Annotated in this window: 15 protein-coding genes; 13 read left to right on the top strand and 2 right to left on the bottom strand. The window is 35.9% G+C overall.

Annotation, left to right across the window (positions count from 1 at the left end; translation table 11 throughout):
• The 4 genes from MOC86_RS25105 to MOC86_RS25120 form a co-directional block, all read left to right on the top strand.
• Positions 1-504 (top strand): phosphate-starvation-inducible protein PsiE (locus MOC86_RS25105; protein WP_268586632.1); only part of this gene is annotated, 504 nt, incomplete at its 5' end.
• A complete protein-coding gene (locus MOC86_RS25110) occupies positions 501-863 on the top strand; it encodes a DUF2294 domain-containing protein (protein ID WP_268586633.1) in 363 nt (120 codons plus the stop codon). The genes MOC86_RS25105 and MOC86_RS25110, both read left to right, overlap by 4 nt.
• A gap of 339 nt (positions 864-1,202) precedes the next feature.
• Positions 1,203-2,177, top strand: coding sequence for an ABC transporter ATP-binding protein (locus MOC86_RS25115; protein WP_268586634.1), 975 nt, complete (start codon positions 1,203-1,205; stop codon positions 2,175-2,177).
• The gene (locus MOC86_RS25120) at positions 2,161-3,678 is read left to right on the top strand and encodes an ABC transporter permease/substrate-binding protein (RefSeq protein WP_268586635.1); all 1,518 of its coding nucleotides are present in this window, start codon (positions 2,161-2,163) and stop codon (positions 3,676-3,678) included. Before MOC86_RS25115 ends, MOC86_RS25120 begins: the two co-directional genes overlap by 17 nt.
• Positions 3,679-3,714: 36 nt before the next feature.
• On the opposite strand, the gene MOC86_RS25125 is transcribed toward MOC86_RS25120, so the two are convergent.
• Positions 3,715-4,185, bottom strand: coding sequence for a hypothetical protein (locus MOC86_RS25125; RefSeq protein ID WP_268586636.1), 471 nt, complete (start codon positions 4,183-4,185; stop codon positions 3,715-3,717).
• Between the two features lie 175 nt (positions 4,186-4,360).
• Between MOC86_RS25125 and MOC86_RS25130 the strand changes: the two genes are divergently transcribed.
• The 7 genes from MOC86_RS25130 (at position 4,361) to MOC86_RS25160 (ending at position 11,959) form a co-directional block, all read left to right on the top strand.
• Positions 4,361-6,028, top strand: a complete 1,668-nt coding sequence (locus MOC86_RS25130; protein WP_268586637.1) for a glycoside hydrolase family 13 protein — start codon at positions 4,361-4,363, stop codon at positions 6,026-6,028.
• An 83-nt stretch (positions 6,029-6,111) separates the two neighbouring features.
• The gene (locus MOC86_RS25135; protein ID WP_268586638.1) at positions 6,112-7,749 is read left to right on the top strand and encodes a PTS transporter subunit IIBC; all 1,638 of its coding nucleotides are present in this window, start codon (positions 6,112-6,114) and stop codon (positions 7,747-7,749) included.
• 4 nt (positions 7,750-7,753) lie between these two features.
• Positions 7,754-8,539, top strand: coding sequence for an endonuclease/exonuclease/phosphatase family protein (locus MOC86_RS25140; protein WP_268586639.1), 786 nt, complete (start codon positions 7,754-7,756; stop codon positions 8,537-8,539).
• A 118-nt stretch (positions 8,540-8,657) separates the two neighbouring features.
• Positions 8,658-9,740, top strand: a complete 1,083-nt coding sequence (locus MOC86_RS25145) for a family 14 glycosylhydrolase (RefSeq protein ID WP_268586640.1) — start codon at positions 8,658-8,660, stop codon at positions 9,738-9,740.
• Positions 9,741-9,771: 31 nt separating this feature from the next.
• Positions 9,772-9,987 carry a family 14 glycosylhydrolase gene (locus tag MOC86_RS25150; protein WP_268586724.1) on the top strand — a complete coding sequence of 72 codons (216 nt, stop codon included), beginning with the start codon at positions 9,772-9,774 and terminating at the stop codon, positions 9,985-9,987.
• 216 nt (positions 9,988-10,203) lie between these two features.
• A complete protein-coding gene (locus MOC86_RS25155; RefSeq protein ID WP_268586641.1) occupies positions 10,204-10,485 on the top strand; it encodes a hypothetical protein in 282 nt (93 codons plus the stop codon).
• A 454-nt stretch (positions 10,486-10,939) separates the two neighbouring features.
• Complete coding sequence (locus MOC86_RS25160) at positions 10,940-11,959, top strand: LacI family DNA-binding transcriptional regulator (protein ID WP_268586642.1); 1,020 nt, start codon at positions 10,940-10,942, stop codon at positions 11,957-11,959.
• A 129-nt stretch (positions 11,960-12,088) separates the two neighbouring features.
• Here the strand turns inward: MOC86_RS25160 and MOC86_RS25165 are convergent, their stop codons facing one another.
• A complete protein-coding gene (locus tag MOC86_RS25165; RefSeq protein ID WP_268586643.1) occupies positions 12,089-13,273 on the bottom strand; it encodes a NupC/NupG family nucleoside CNT transporter in 1,185 nt (394 codons plus the stop codon).
• Positions 13,274-13,848: 575 nt separating this feature from the next.
• On the opposite strand from MOC86_RS25165, the gene MOC86_RS25170 reads away from it, so the two are divergent.
• On the top strand, positions 13,849-14,169 hold the full coding sequence (locus MOC86_RS25170) for a hypothetical protein (RefSeq protein ID WP_268586725.1): 321 nt from the start codon (positions 13,849-13,851) through the stop codon (positions 14,167-14,169).
• Between the two features lie 52 nt (positions 14,170-14,221).
• Positions 14,222-15,580 carry a glycoside-pentoside-hexuronide (GPH):cation symporter gene (locus tag MOC86_RS25175; protein WP_268586644.1) on the top strand — a complete coding sequence of 453 codons (1,359 nt, stop codon included), beginning with the start codon at positions 14,222-14,224 and terminating at the stop codon, positions 15,578-15,580.
• Positions 15,581-15,596: the final 16 nt, after the last annotated feature.

The raw sequence follows: 15,596 nt of genomic DNA on the forward strand, positions 1-15,596 counted from the left end.
AAAGAGGAGGGAGTTAAACGAATTCTATCAGCATTATTTCTTGTTAAAGAACTTTATAGAACAGGAGAAAGAAACATGTTAAAAATGATTGTGATGAAACGAAGGAATTATTTAATCTCGCTTTATCAATGGATATTAAACCTTTCTTTAATTTTACTCAGTTTTATTCTTATTTTTTGTCTATTTAAAGAGCTTTTTGAAATTATAAATGATGTAATAGAGGGAAACACTAACGTTCACCATATTCTTGGAAAAGTATTAAGTTTTTTTCTTTACTTTGCTTTTATCTCAACGATTATGACTTATTTTAAAGAAAGTCACCACTTTCCGTTAAGCTATCTATTGTATATTGGTATCACCGCTACAATACGCTTTATTATTGTAAACAATAGCTATCAAATTGGAAGTTTGTTTTTGTCAATCGGGATTGTGGCTCTTACCGTTAGTTATTTACTGTTAACAAAGAAAACAGAGAAAACAAGAAAAGGGGAAATAGAGGCATGAGTCGAGCACTAGAACATGAATTCAGCAGTTTAGTACGTGAAACACGTAAAGAACATGTTGGGAATGGACCAAGAGAAATTACGACTCGTTTTATTGGTACATGGGCAATTAGTGAGATGAAGGGAAACCTTACAAACGTGGAGAAATTTATGATTAAAAGCCCAGAGGGAGAACGGATGGTACGTGAAGCAAGAACATCTTTAATTAAGAAAATTTATGAGAATCCAGAGTTGGTCAAGAAATTTGAAAAACTTGTTGGAGCAAAGATTATTAGAATGTTTTCGGACATTAATATCGGAGAAGATATTGCGATGACAATCTTTGTTTTTGATGGGAATTTAGAAGAGAAGTCACGGTGAAAAAGCCTGTTTGATTTTATCAAACAGGCTTTTTTTAAAAGGTTTAGCTTATGACACACTTTCTTAATAATCCTATACGGAACATGTATTTTTTAAAAGAACTTCTTGGGAAGCATTTTCAAAAATAGAGCTATGATCTTCCTACTTGTTCATAAACAACAAGTTGATTACCTATTTAAACTAGCAGAAAGAGGATAACTATTTTATTCTATTAAAAAGAGAAGACTATATGCTGTTATACTAAAAAGTAAAACAGATAAATTTATACTTATTTATCTAACACTTTAAGATGAGAGAAATTTTAGCATATTATTTCACAACTTAACAAGGAGTAACAAGATGATCAAATTTTCCAATGTATCTAAAAGATACGATAGTAAGGAAGTCCTTCATTCTCTAAACTTAGAAATAAAAGAAGGCGAATTTTTTATATTAGTAGGACCAAGTGGATGTGGAAAGACAACAACACTTAAAATGATCAATCGTTTAGTCGATTTATCAGATGGAACCATTTATATTCATAACAAAAGTATTGAAGGTTATGATATCCATGAACTTCGCTACAATATCGGTTATGTGCTGCAACAAATTGCTCTTTTCCCACATATGACAGTTTCTGAAAACATTGCGATTGTGCCTGAACTCAAAAAATGGAGTCGAGAGAAGATTAAAGGACGCGTTGATGAGTTGTTAACAATGGTTGGATTAGATCCAAAGCAGTATCGAAATCGTAAACCAGATGAGCTTTCAGGAGGAGAGCAGCAGCGGGTTGGTGTTGTTCGTGCTCTTGCAGCAGATCCTGATATTCTTCTGATGGATGAGCCTTTTAGTGCGCTTGATCCTCTAAGTCGCGAAAAGCTACAGGATGATATTATTCGTCTTCAGCAAAAGATTCGCAAAACCATTATTTTCGTTACGCATGACATGTCAGAGGCGTTAAAGCTCGGTACGCGTATTTGCGTTATGAAAGATGGGGAAATAGAACAAATTGGAATACCAGAGGAGATTGTACATCATCCTAAGAGCAATTTTGTGAAAAAGTTTGTTGGGCTGCAGAAAACTTCATTAGAAAAAGAAATAAAGGCAGAGCAGCTTTTAAGCTCAGTACTTCTAGAAAACGATACTCTTCAGTCCTTACCTAAAATCTCCGCTACTGCTTCTTTAAAAGAAGTGCTAGCTTCTTTAAAAATTGAAGAGGAAGTAGCTGTTGAAAAAGAAGGTTTCGTGATAGGGAAAATCGATCGAAAGACGGTTATTCAATATTTAGCAGAAACAGAAGATGAAAAGGATGACAAACATGAATCAGTTTATTGATGCAGTAGGAGAACGAAAAGGGGATCTTTTAAGCGCCCTACTAGAACATATTCAAATTTCTTTTATCGCCTTACTTTTTGCCGTCGTGATTTCTATTCCGCTCGGCATTTACATTACAAGAAAGCCGAAAATAGCAGAGGTGGTAATTGGTATTACTGCTGTTTTGCAAACCATTCCTTCACTCGCTCTTCTTGGATTACTTATTCCTTTAATGGGGATTGGAAAAGTTCCAGCGGTTATTGCACTTATTGTGTATGCCCTACTTCCTATTTTAAGAAATACATATACAGGCATAAAAGAAGTAGATTCCTCACTCATTGAAGCTGCCAAAGGAATGGGAATGAACGGTCGAAAACGATTGTTAAAAGTAGAACTTCCGCTTGCAATGCCCGTTATTATGGCAGGAATTCGAACAGCGACCGTATTAATTATCGGAACAGCGACGCTTGCCGCTTTCATTGGAGCGGGCGGTCTTGGGGAACTTATTATGCTTGGAATTGATCGGAATGACACAAACCTCATTATTATTGGAGCTGTACCTGCTGCTATTTTAGCTATTCTTTTTGATGTGATATTGCGTCGTTTAGAAAAGCTTTCATTTAAGAAGTCTATTGTTGTTTTAACGACCTTTATTGTAGCTATTGCACTTGTTATTATCATTCCTTTTGCAGCAAATGGTGGGAAAGAGAAGTTTGTAATTGCAGGAAAGCTAGGAGCAGAACCCGAAATTTTAATTAATATGTACAAGCTTTTGATTGAGCAAGATACAGATTTAACAGTAGAAACTAAGCCTGGATTTGGAGAAACATCCTTTGTCTATAGCGCTCTAAAATCAGGAAGTATTGACCTTTATCCTGAATTTACGGGAACAGCAATTAATGAATTTTTGAAAGAGCCTCCTATAAGTACGGATCGAAAAGAAGTGTATAATCAAGCTAAAGAAGGAATGAAAGAAAAATTCGATTTAGTGTTATTAAAACCGATGAACTATAATAATACGTATGCGCTTGCTGTTCCGAAAAAGCTTGCACAAGAATATAACTTAAAAACAATTTCAGATTTGAAAGCCGTTGAAAACAGCATGAAAGCTGGATTTACAGGTGAATTTACAGACCGAGAAGATGGCTATAAAGGAATCCAAAAGAAATATAACCTTGAGCTTGGGAGTGTTGTGACGATGGCTCCAAAGCTGCGCTACAATGCGGTAAAAAAAGGAGACATTACGGTCGTAGATGCTTATTCAACAGATAGTGAATTACGAGAATATAACCTTGTTGTGCTAGAGGATGATCAACATCTCTTCCCGCCATATCAAGGCGCTCCGTTATTGCGAGAAGAAACATTAAAAGAGTATCCTGAACTTCGTGATACGTTAAACAAACTCGGTGGAAAAATTAACGACAATGAAATGCGTGAAATGAATTATAAAGTAAACGTGGAAGGAGAAAAAGCTTCAACAGTCGCAAAAGAGTATTTAAAAAGAGAAGGACTTCTTCAATGAAAAAAGGGGAACTTGGATACCAAGTTCCCCTTTTCCTTATCCTCTTTCAACACTTCTCCACCAATTATCAATAAGGCGATGCCAGTTATAAAAAAGCGTGCTTCTTGGAGAGAGAGAAATGCGACCAAAATCAGGCTCATCAAATACTTCGCTTCCTAATACATGGACAGCATCGTGCAAAGACGTTTCCTGTAAAAAGCGTCCAAGTTCGTCGCCAGAGCGGAAAGAAGAAGGGTTGTTTCGAATACGGTTTTCAGCTTCTTCAAGTTCTCTTGTCCATCCCTCATGTCTTTTAATTTGATTAGGAACAGCACGCCATGGTTCAACCCAGTCTGGATTTAATCTTTGACTGTTATACCACTCGAGACATCTTTTCATAAACTCACGGTGAAATGAAAGAAATTCGATGCCATCTCCCGCGCGAAGATTCCCCATGTTCATATGCTCATGGTGCCATGTTTCATGCTCACGGATGAAGTGCTCCGGAAAATTTGAGATTATAGCCATACTACCACTCCTTATAAAGGTTTTCTTTTTACAATATTCATCGTGAAAAAAAGTGTTTGGACACTAGTTGTGTGTCTTTCGAACTTTGTAAAACTTTTCAATAATAAATTTGTGCAAACGATTGCGCTAAGTATCTTGAATGTGGTATTTTAAAAATATAGAAAGGGAGGTTCATATGAAAAAACAATGGTGGAAGGAAGCGGTTGCATATCAAATTTATCCTCGAAGCTTTATGGATTCTAATGGTGATGGAATTGGGGATATTAAAGGAATCTTATCAAAGTTAGATTATTTGAAAGAGCTTGGCATTGATGTGATTTGGATTAGTCCGATTTACAAATCGCCTAACGATGATAACGGTTACGATATTAGCAATTACAAGGCAATTGCTGAAGAGTTTGGTACATTAGACGATTTTGATGAATTGTTAGAAGCGGTACATAAACGAGGAATGAAACTCATTATGGATCTTGTGATTAATCATACGTCAGATGAACATCCTTGGTTTATCGAGTCTCGCTCTTCAATAGATAATAAATATCGAGACTACTATATTTGGAGAGATGGAAAAGAGGGAAGAGAGCCAAACAACTGGGAGTCTATTTTCGGAGGTTCTGCTTGGGAATACAATGAAGAGACAGACGACTATTATTTGCACGTTTTCTCAAAAAAACAGCCCGATTTAAATTGGGAAAATCCTGCTGTAAGAGAGAATTTGTACGAGATGGTAAACTGGTGGCTAGATAAAGGAATTGATGGCTTTCGGGTTGACGCTATTTCTCATATTAAAAAAATTAAAGGATTACCAGATCTGCCTAATCCCGATGGTAAACGCTATGTTTCCTCTTTTGACGGGCACATGAACAAAGAGGGAATCCAAGCTTTTCTAGAAGAGTTAAAACGAGAAACATTTAGCAAGTATGATATTATGACGGTTGGAGAAGCAAATGGTGTAAGTGTTGAGGATGGCTCCCTTTGGGTTGGAGAAGAAGAAGGAAAGTTTAATATGGTTTTCCAATTTGAACATTTAGATCTTTGGGGAAAAGGGATAGACGGGAAGGTTGACATCCGTACATTAAAAGAAGTACTCACAAAGTGGCAAAAAGGATTGCACAATATCGGATGGAATGCGCTTTTTTTAGAAAATCATGATCAGCCACGTTCTGTTTCGACATGGGGAGACGACGGTGACTATTGGTTAGAATCCTCAAAAGCTTTAGCAACAATGTATTTTCTTATGCAAGGAACGCCCTTTATTTATCAAGGACAAGAGATTGGGATGACAAATGTTCAATTTTCTTCCATTAAAGATTATAATGATGTAGCAATTAAAAACTTATATAAGGAAGAAAGAGAAAAAGGAAAGTCTCATGAAGAAATCATGCCAATCATTTGGAAAAATGGGCGTGACAATTCCAGAACTCCGATGCAGTGGGATAGAACAGAAAATGCAGGATTTTCGGAAGGAACACCATGGATAAAGGTCAATGAAAACTATAAAAATATCAATGTAGAAAAAGCTTTAGATGATCCTTATTCTCTTTATCATTATTATAAGAAGCTTATTAGTCTTAGAAAAGAAAAAGAGGTTCTTGTTTATGGAGACTACCATCTTATTCTTGAAGAAGATGACAAAATTTATGCTTATACAAGAACACTAGGAGAAGAAAAAGTACTTGTTATGGTAAATTTATTTAAAGAATGTGCTCACTTCCATTTACCTTTAGAATATAAAGGGAGCGCATATCAGTTGTTATTAAGCAACTATGATATAAAGGAAGAACAAAATGTTAATCATATTGTATTACAACCGTATGAAGCAAGAGTGTATAGACTAGATTGAAAGAAAAAACTGAGTTTCAAATGACTAATAAATGTAAGCGCAGACATAGGGGTTAGATTTTTCAAAAGGGAGGAGAAATGAAGATGAAAAAGTTTCTTTCGTTTGACTTTTGGCAAAAGTTTGGAAAGGCATTATTAGTTGTTGTAGCGGTCATGCCTGCAGCTGGTATTATGATATCACTTGGAAAGCTTGTCGGAATGATGGGAGCAGACGTCTCCTTTGCGCAAACGATTGCACTAGTTATGGAGGATATCGGTTGGGGGATAATTAACAACCTTCATGTTTTATTTGCTGTTGCAATTGGGGGTTCATGGGCAAAGGAACGTGCGGGAGGAGCATTTGCTGCTTTAATCGCATTCATTTTAATGAACCGAATTACAGGGGCAATATTTGGTGTGAAAAGTGAGATGCTTACAGATCCTGATGCAACTGTTCAATCTTTATTTGGGCAAGAGCTTATTGTAAAAGATTACTTCACATCTATTTTAGGCGCACCAGCGCTAAACATGGGAGTTTTCGTTGGAATTATTGCTGGGTTTTTAGGTGCTAATCTTTTTAATAAATATTATAACTATGATAAACTTCCAAATTCGCTCTCATTCTTTAATGGAAAACGATTCGTACCATTTGTTGTTATTGCAGGTTCTGTTGTAACCGCTCTTATTCTCTCTATTATATGGCCATTTATTCAAGGGTCATTAAACAGCTTTGGACAATGGATTGCAACATCTCGTGATAGTGCGCCAATCCTAGCTCCGTTTGTTTTTGGGGCATTAGAACGACTTCTGCTTCCATTTGGGCTTCACCATATGTTAACGGTTCCAGTGAACTATACAGAACTTGGAGGAACATATAAAATTTTAACGGGTCCTGGAGCAGGTTCCATTGTTGCAGGGCAAGATCCATTATGGCTTGCATGGGTTGGAGACTTAAATAACTTCCTTTCAGCAGGAGATACAGAAAGCTATAAAGCATTATTAAATGATGTAACGCCTGCCCGCTTTAAAGTTGGACAGATGATTTTATCATGCGCAGCATTAATCGGAATTGCACTTGCGATGTACCGAAATGTTGATCGTGAGAAACGCTCAAAATATAAATCAATGTTTTTATCTGCTGGCTTAGCTGTATTTTTAACAGGAGTAACAGAACCAATTGAATTTATGTTTATGTTTGCAGCACCAATTCTTTATATTATCTATGCTATTATGACAGGGCTTGCATTTGCAGTCGTTGACATCATTGATGTCCGTGTTCATGCATTTGGGGTTATCGAACTTATTACGCGAACACCAATGATTGTTAAAGCAGGATTATGGCTCGATTTACTCAACTTCGTTCTAGCCTGCCTTGTTTTCTTTGGATTAAACTTTGCTGTTGCTAACTTTATGATCAAACGATTTAATTTCCCAACACCAGGACGAAACGGAAACTATATTGAAGAAGAACAAGAAGGAAAGGAAAGCACTTCTGTCAAAAACGATTCACTTGCACCTGTTATTATTGGTCTTTTAGGAGGGCAAGGGAATATTGAAGAAGTTGATGCTTGTATGACGCGTTTACGCGTAACCGTAAAAGATACAAACCTTGTAGCAGATGAACAAGAATGGAAGAAGAACGGAGCGCTTGGTCTTATTCTAAAAGATAAAGGTGTTCAGGCTATTTATGGACCAAAAGCAGATGTATTGAAATCAGATATTCAAGATGTGTTAGGAGCATAGCAGGATGAAGCTGCTTACATTAAATTGTCATTCATGGCAGGAAGAAAATCAGTTAGATAAACTAGCCCTACTCGCTGAAAAAATTAGCAATGAAGAGTATGATGTGATTGCTCTCCAAGAGGTTAGTCAGCATAAAGATTCAGCATTCATCCATGAAAATGTAAGAGAAGACAACTATGCTTTTTTATTAAAAAAAGAGCTTGAAAGAATAGGAAAGAAACACTACGAATTTATATGGGATCTTTCTCATATGGGCTACAGCGTATTTGAGGAAGGAGTAGCTCTTCTTACAAGACATCCTGTTAATGAATGGTTTTCCTTTTTCATTTCTAAAAGTGAAGACCGGAATTTCTGGAAAACAAGAAAAGTTGTTGGAGCTCGCATCTCTTATAACGGAGAAAACATGACGTTTTATTCTTGTCATCTCGGCTGGTGGGATGATAAAGAAGAGCCGTTTCAGTCTCAAGTTGATACCCTTCTTGCAAATGTTAAAAGAGAGCAAGCTTTTTATTTAATGGGAGACTTCAACAATGATGCGAGTATAAAAGGAGAAGGCTATGATTACTTACTAAGTCAGGGGCTTTACGACTTATACAATCAGGCAGAAGAAAAAGATCATGGAATAACAGTAGGGGGAAAGATAGATGGGTGGAGGCAAAACACACAAAACCTCCGTCTTGATCTTATTCTTTCGAACGTTTCAATTCAACCACGTTGTTCAAAAACGGTTTTTAATGGAACAGAGCAACCTATTGTATCTGATCATTTTGGAGTAGAAGTAAAAATATAAACAGTTCAGCACAGAGAAAACACAAGTAAAGGTTCCTGTTAAAGGGGGTGGCTTGTGTTTTTTCTTATTCAATTCATAAACTAGTTTTCCACTACACTAAAGAAGGAGAGTTTAATCAATGAAAAAATTATGGTGTGCTTGCTTAGCTCTTTCACTCGTTTTTACCGCTTTTCTTTCACCAGCACAAGCTGAAACTAACGAAAATTATAAGCTATATGTTATGGCTCCTTTAAAAAAGATTGCAGATTGGGAAGACTTTAAGAAAAAGTTAGATCAATTAAAGGAAAATGGCGTATATGCTTTAACAACAGATATATGGTGGGGGCTTGTTGAAGGAGAAGGAGATAATCAGTTTGATTGGAGTTATTATAGAAAGTATGCTGAAGTTGTTGAAGATTCTGGATTAAAATGGGTTCCGATTTTATCTACTCACCAATGTGGTGGAAATGTTGGAGATCAGTGTGATTATCCTATTCCAGCGTGGTTATGGAATAAAGATAAAATAGAAAACATGGCTTTTAAAAGTGAAAGCGGCTATATCAATCAAGAATCTCTTGCACCATGGTGGAAAGGAACGGAAAAGCAATATGATGAATTGTATAAATCGTTCGCACATCATTTCGTAGATAAAAGAGAGCTTATTGTAAAAATCTATCTAAGTGGAGGGCCTGCAGGGGAAATAAGATATCCTTCATATCAAGGTGGGGACAACTGGGAGTATCCTGAACGAGGGAAGCTTCAAGCTTATTCAGAAGGAGCGGAACGAGATTTTCAAAAGGCAATGCGTAAAAAGTATACTACATTAAAAAATGTGAACAATGCTTGGGGAAAGAAACTAAGAAGTTGGGAAGATATAAAGCCACCAAATAATGGAGATTCTTTTTTCACAACTGGTGAAGTTTATCATTCTCAATATGGAAAAGATTTTATGATGTGGTATCAAGGAGCTCTTGAACAGCACTTATCAAAAATAGCGAAAGCCGCTCATAAGCGATTTGATCCTCTTTTTAATGTTCCAATTGGAGCTAAAATTTCAGGTGTTCATTGGAAGATGAACGATCCCGTTATGCCACACTCTGCTGAATATAGTGCAGGATACTATAACTATGCTAAACTGCTTGCTCAATTTAAAGCATCTCGTTTAGCCCTTACTTTTACATGCCTAGAGATGAAGGATAGTCAAGCATACGAATCTCCTTAATTATAGTGCTCCTGAAACATTAGTTGCTCAAATTGCTAATCTAGCAAAGGAACGAGGAATTTCGTTGAATGGAGAAAATGCTCTTGCTTTAACAGGAAACGAGTGGGGATTTAAAAATGCAGCAGAAAAGATTTCTGCTCATGAGTTTGATGGGTTTACATTGTTAAGAATGGATTATTTGTTTGATAGCGAAGGAAATCGTACAAATGAATTTAAGATGATGATTCATTACTTAACTTCACTATGATTTTCTGCTCTTCCATCAAAAGAAAATGATTTTTAAAGATATGAATAATTGATGAACCTTTCTATCCTACTTCTTCATGTAAGATAGAAGGGTTCATTGATATGAGCTTATCTCTAAAGAGAGCAATGCTTAAAACTAGTTATGAGTACAAGCGTATTTTTTTAAAAAAACGTATAATACATTGAAAATCATTTTTCACTTTAGGAGTGATAACTTATGAACTGGGATAAATGTATGTTTGGTAAGCGTAACCGTATGAACGGGGATGAATGTATGTTTGATAACCGTAACCGTATGAACTGGGATGAGTGTATGTTTGGTAACCGTAACCGTATGAACTGGGATAAATGTATGTTTGGTAAGCGTAACCGTATGAACGGGGATGAATGTACGTTTGATAACCGTAACCGTATGAACTGGGATGAGTGTATGTTTGGTAAGCGTAACCGTATGAACTGGGATAAATGTATGTTTGGTAAGCGTAACCGTATGAATTGAGATGAATGTATGTTTGGTAGATGTAATAAGAAAGACAGATGGTGTAAAGAAGATAAATATTATTTTGAAAGAAAACATTATCAAGATAAGGAAGATAGATATTATTAAAAGATAAGCTAAAGTTTTAAAGTACTAGTGGGGTATATTATTATGTGGAAAGCCGTTGGAATCTTTGTATCCAGTGGCTTTTACGTATTATAAGATATTTTCATGTTAAGCGAAAATAAAGATCCACTATTATTGCGCTAATAAGAAAAAGTTTAAGGCTAATTAGTTCTATATGTAACCCATCTTTTATAATAAACAAATGAATTAGAATAATAATCATTACGCCTATAAACGTTCTTTTTAAAAAATTCTCAAGCATTCGGAGGAAAAGAACCAAAAATAACTACAAAAAGTAAGGACATTTCGTTTACAATAATATGTAGAAGATAGATTAGGAGGAAGGATTATGGCAGTCACGATTAAGGATGTAGCAAAACTAGCCAATGTAGCACCATCAACGGTTTCAAGAGTTATTGCAAACAATACAAGAATAAGTGAAAAAACAAAAAGACGGGTAAGAGAAGCAATGGAGGAATTAGGTTATCATCCTAATCTGAACGCAAGAAGTCTTGCGAATAGCTCAACCAAAACGCTTGGTCTTGTGATGCCAAGTTCTGCTGAAAAGGCCTTTCAAAATCCTTTTTTCCCTGAAGTGTTGCGGGGCATAAGTACGAAAGCACATGAGGAAAAGTATGCACTACTCATTTCAACAGGAGTAACAGAAAAAGAAATTTATGAAGCTGTTGTTGGCATGGTACAAGGAAGACGGGTTGATGGGATTGTGATGCTTTATTCACGAGAGGACGACCAGATTATTGATTATCTTTTAGAAGTCAATTTTCCCTTTACGGTAATTGGCAAGCCGTTTCAAAATGAAGAACAAATTACATATATTGATAATGATAATTACAAAGCAGGCAAAGAAGCTACAAATTACTTGCTTGGACTCGGTCATGAGCGTATTGGCTTTATTGGCGGAGATATAAGCTTTATGTTTACAAACGATCGCTTACTAGGATATAAAAAAGCTCTCCAACAGAAAGGGATTTCATTAAGTAGTCGTTATATTGTCCATGAAGAGCTAACAGAAAAAGAAATGAAAAAAGAGATAGTATATCTTATGAGTTTAGAAGACTGTCCAACAGCTCTAGTTGTTGCAGATGATTTTGTAGCGCTTAAAGTACTTTATATTTTAGCTGAATTAGATATTTCTGTTCCAAAAGCTGTTTCTGTGATAAGTTTCAACAATCTCTTGCTCGCAGAGGTTTCAACTCCTTCTTTAACATCTGTCGATATCAATATCTACAAATTAGGATATGAAGCTGCAGATTGCTTGTTGAAACAGCTTGCAACATCTTCAAAGGAGCGTAAGAAGATTACTGTTGAGCATCAGATTATTAAGCGACATTCTACTGATGTTCGTTAGCATTATCCAAAAGCAGAGCAGAAATTAAGATATACACTTGATAAAATAGGAAAAGAAAACTTAGAAATTATATGATAAAAAGTACTGAAACGAAAAAAAGAACTTCATATGAAGTTCTTTTTTTATAGGCTATAAAATGAAGCTGACGATAATGGCTGATAAGAAACTAACAAGAACAGCTCCGGATAGTAAGCGAAGCCCAAAACGAGCTACAACGTTACCTTGTTTTTCACTTAGTCCTTTAACAGCTCCGGATAAAATTCCGATTGAAGAAAAGTTAGCAAATGAAACTAAAAATACAGAGACAATACCTAACGTTCTTGGACTAAACTCAGACGCCATTTCAGATAAGTTCATCATGGCAACAAATTCATTTGTTACCATCTTCGTTGCCATAATCCCTCCAGCTGAAACCACCTCAGATGCAGGAATCCCCATTATAAAGGCGAATGGAGCAAAAACATAGCCAAGCAAATGTTGGAATGTAACGCCAAAAATCATCTCAAAAACGTTATCAATTCCTTCCATTAGTGCGACAAATCCAATAAGCATAGCACCCACAATAACCGCTACTTTAAATCCATCTAAAATATATTCACCTAGCATCTCAAAAAACGTTTGCTTTTCTTCGTCTTGATCCGCTTCTAAAAGGTCTGTTTCAGGTGATACTTTATATGGGTTAATAATTGAAGCAATCATAAATCCACCAAACAAGTTCAAAACAATGGCCGTTACAACATATTTAGGTTCAATCATCGTCATATAAGCTCCGACGATTGACATTGAAACCGTCGACATTGCGGACGTGCAAAGTGTGTAAAGTCGGTGTGGAGGTAATTTATCAAGCTGCTTTTTAACTGTAATAAATACTTCTGATTGCCCAACAATTGCTGAAGCAACGGCATTGTAAGATTCAAGTTTTCCCATGCCATTAATTTTACTAAGGCCAAGCCCAATCCATTTCATGACGAATGGAAGTACTTTAATATGCTGCAGGATGCCAATTAAAGCTGAAATGAACACAATCGGAAGAAGAACAGTTAAGAAAAAGGGAGCTTCCCCGTCATTTGCAATGCCACCGAAAACAAAAACAATCCCTGCGCTGGCGTAATCTAATAGCGTTGAAAATGTTGTGGCAATGGCATCAATCACAACAAACCCAAACTTTGTATTAAGAAGCACAATTGCCAACAAAAGTTGTAAAATGACCATGACCAAAAGTGGTTTATATTTAATTTCTTTCCGGTCTTTACTTATTAAAAAAGCTAGTCCGAATACAATAAGGAGACCTAAAATCCCCACTAAATATTTCATATATCCCTCCATAAGTTTTGCAAAAAGAGAACCATTCCCTTTGTAGAGCAAATAAGGCAAATCAATATCTTCTTTTTAAGTTTACTAAAATACATTCTCCAATATAGTAAAAAACTTTCTCTATGCTGAATAGAAGGGATAAGGCTTCATAAGTTTCAGCTTTTATTTCGGAAAAGCCAGTCAAGTAGAAAATGAAGAGAACCCCTTTTTAAACAGGAAGAAAAGTCAGTTGAAAAAGGATACCGAAGTATCTCGTATTTGTGTCTATAAGAGATATATGGAAGCTCTTTGCGTTTTATCTATCATATTGTATATTAATAAAAATGATTCTACAATAATTTATGAGAGAGAATTTTATAAATTCCTTTGTTTGAGTGGCAAACGTATAAGAGAGAAAAAGTTCCCCCTTTCTCATTAACTTAATATGGAGATAGCATTGTTTAAGAGAAGAGGGGGTTAAAAGAGCGGTTAAAGAAGGAGCGTAAGGATTAACACGTAGAAAGCGTGTAAATATAACACCAGGATACTATGATGAATTAACTGTTCTTGTTAATGTAAAGCAAGATTCTCAGATTATACAAGAAGAAATATTCGGACTGGTTTTACCGATGATTTTCAAAGATTTAGATGAAGTCATTGAACTTGCAAACAATCGTCCTTGGACATCGCAATGCGCGCGGGGCCACGTAGAGCACTTGAAATCATTCAAGGATTTTACGCTAGTGGCAAAAAGTCAGGAATTGATAGAGCGGATGAAAAATCTCTATAAGGGATGTTTTTTTCTATATTGTTTTATTTTTTATGTCATACTAACCTGTAAAATGACCACATTATTCTGTGAAAGGATTATTGTTAGCGCATTCAGAAAACGTTTTAATATAAGTGTAAGATGTTAGCTAACATTTTTTAGAGAAAGAAAATTGTTGAATAAATAGTGGGGAGATTTGAATGATTTCAAAAACGGGGGTATGGCCACAAAGGATTGGATACGGAATTGCGGACTTTTCATGCAATTTAATTTGGCAAACGATAACGCTCTATTTAATGTTCTTTTATACGGACGTTGTAGGGATAGCCGCAGCTCAAGTTGGAATATTATTTCTTTTAACAAGGGTTATTGATGGTATAGCAGATGTTGCAATGGGAGTTGTTATTGATAAAACAAATACAAAGTGGGGAAAATCAAGACCATATTTTCTAATTGGAGCAATTCCCTTCGGATTGCTAGCCATTCTAGCGTTCTATGTACCGGACATTGGACCAGTAGGAAAGCTAGTTTATGCTTATTTTACTTATTTGGGACTTTCCTTAGCTTATACAATGGTAAACATTCCTTTAGCCTCTATCTTACCTAGTTTAACAAGTAATGGACAAGAACGAACGATGCTTGCAACCGTTCGAATTATCTTTGCTTCAATTGGAGCTACAGCAGTGAGTGCTCTTACACTTCCAATGGTAAGAACTCTTGGGAATGGATCGCAGGCGCAAGGATTCTTTTGGACGATTGTTATTTTTGCGATAGTTGGCACAATGCTGTTTTTCGTTACCTTTAAAACAGTAGAAGAGAAAGTGAAAATCCGACAAGAAAAGATAACTGTAAAACAAGCATTTTCTACTTTGAGAGGAAATACACCATGGTACATTTTCGCTTTCAATATTCTTTTTATGTGGGGATCTTATTTCTTTCAACAAGGGGCTTTAATTTACTATTTTACTTATAATGTAGGACGTGCTGATCTAGCTGCTATTGTAGCAAGTATTATGGCATTTGTTCCTATTATCGGAACCTTTATCACGCCGCTTTTTGCAAAGAGAATGCTTAAAAGAACAGTATTTATGATCGCTAGTACTATTAATTTAGCAGGTATACTGATCATGTTGATTGCAAATGTGAATGTACCATTATTGCTTATTGGAGCCGTTGTGTTAGCTTTAGGGCATGGATTGAGACAAAGTATTTACTTTTCAATGCAAGCAGATCCTGTTGATTATGGAGAGTGGAAGACAGGAATCAGTGCAGCAGGCGTTATCTCAGCTCTTAACGGGTTTCTTGGGAAAGTCGCTATGGCTGGAACAGGAGCTATTTCAGGCTGGTTATTAACGAAGGGAAATTATGTACCAAATGAAACGCAGACATCTTCTGCTTTATTAGCTATTAAATTGAATTTTCTCATTATCCCTGCAATTATGGTTGTTATCTCTATGATTATCATGTGTTTTTATAGATTAGATAAAATGTATCCAGCCATTCGTGCTGAACTTGATCATCGTATGAAAGAAGAGGAAAAAGAGAATCCAGCAATATAAATATAGAGGGGGAATA

Origin of the sequence: Priestia endophytica (assembly GCF_026790145.1) — a bacterium.
In the GTDB taxonomy this organism is placed as follows: Bacteria; Bacillota; Bacilli; order Bacillales; family Bacillaceae_H; genus Bacillus_I; species Bacillus_I endophytica_A.